Genomic DNA, 1,636 nt, shown 5'->3' with positions numbered 1-1,636 from the left:
GCTCAGCGGCATCCTCCGCGACCGCGGCATCCGCCTCGCCGCTCTCCGCGGCCTCCGCGGCCTCCGCCTTCCGCTTGCGGTGGCGGCGGACGTTGCGCCAGATGCCGACGGCGAAGAACACGACGACGATGACGCCGATGATGGCGGCGCCGAGGCCCTCCCAGTCGGCCTGCACGTTGACGGGGATCGACACGGGACTGCCGACCGGCACTCCTTCGGGCGAGGTCAGCGAGACGGTCAGCGTGACCTCTCCGTTGCCGATGCCGGCTGCGACGGGAACCTTCGCGGTGCTGCGCGACTCCGGGTCGATCGTGACCGTCACCTGGTCTTCGACGACCAGTCGGCCGTTCGACGGCCTGACGTCGACGACCACGGTGACGGGGTACGGCAGCGCGTTGAGGATCGTCGTCGGCACGCCGGTCTCGGACGACACCACGTTGATGGGGCTGCTGGGAACGATCGAGACCGCGTCGAGCGTTCGGCGCTGTGCGACGAGCCATTCGCCGACCGCTGCATCCCACGCCGGTCGGTCGTCGAGCCACGCGACGTCGAGTAGCGCGAGGGCGTCACGTCGCGTCGGCCCGGACAGCTGCCTGGGGTCGTCGAGCACGGTCGCGAAGGCCGTCACATTCGCATCGGTGCGGAGGATGCGGTCGACGTTGTCGATGCGCTGGCGGTCTTCGGGCTGGTCGACGAGCGTTCGAGCGACCGGAGGCGCGCCGACCGCGTCGGTGAGCGAGGCCGGGGTCACCCGCGGGTTCGCGGCGAGCTCGTCGAGCGTGGCCGACACGCGTGCCGACTGGGCTCCGGCGCTTCGTCCGAGGGTCGCCAGCACCGTCGCGGGTTGCTCGGACCCGTCGTCGAGCAGCGCGAGTTCGGCCCCGAGCCGGCCCGCTGCCGCTCGCCACTCGGTGTCGCTGAGGGCCTCGGTCGCCTCGCGCAACGGCACCGTGAGCCTCGCGTCTGCGACGACGGCCGATGAGCCGTCGATGTTCGAGGCGGCGTTCGCCCACTGCTCCCCGGCTGCGACGTTGCCGGGCGCGAGGATCGACGTGGTCAGCCCTGCTGCGCCCAGGAACGCGAGATCGCCCGCGGCGATCGTGTCATCGGCGGGCCAGGCGATGTCGGTTCGCGTGTACGGCCAGGAGAGCAGGTCTTCGGTGGCCGGCAGTTCACCGGTCGCCGGCTGGGTCGGAACGGGAGTGGCGCTCGGTTCGGCGTCTCCGTCGGCCGTCTCGCCCGCGTCGTCGCCTGCCGCGTCGGCAGTGCCCGAGAAGTTCGCCGGATCGAGCACGTCGGTGAACGACGTCGGACCGAGCAGCGCCGGCACGCCGAGCTGCGCCTGCGCCGCGACATCCGCATCTGCATACGCGAGGGGGAATATCTCGTTCGGGAGGCCGGCAAGGCGCTCGAGCCAGGCCGTCGCGGTCGCCGGCGCTGAGGTGCCGAGCACGCGGATCGACACGATGATCCGAGGGTCGATGCCGATCGCGACCGGGCGACCCTCGATGGCATCGAGCTGGCGCGAGAGGAGTCCGAACGGCGAGGTCCAGGTGGCGAGATCGTCGGCCGCGAGCAGGCCGGACGCGGATGCCGGGACGGTCACGGGGACGGCGAGAGCGACCGCGGTCGAGCC

At 72.0% G+C, this 1,636-nt stretch carries 1 protein-coding gene; it reads right to left on the bottom strand.

Going from position 1 to position 1,636, the window contains the following annotated elements; genetic code table 11:
* On the bottom strand, positions 1-1,606 hold a 1,606-nt coding region (locus ACFWWU_RS37155), incomplete at its 3' end, for a DUF6049 family protein (protein WP_384153593.1).
* Between the last annotated feature and the right edge of the window lie 30 nt (positions 1,607-1,636).

It is taken from the genome of Streptomyces sp. NPDC058650 (genome assembly GCF_042717315.1).
In the GTDB taxonomy this organism is placed as follows: domain Bacteria; phylum Actinomycetota; class Actinomycetes; order Streptomycetales; family Streptomycetaceae; genus Streptomyces.
The sequence above is the reverse complement of the archived record's forward strand: the minus strand, read 5'-3'. Positions and strand labels throughout refer to the sequence as shown.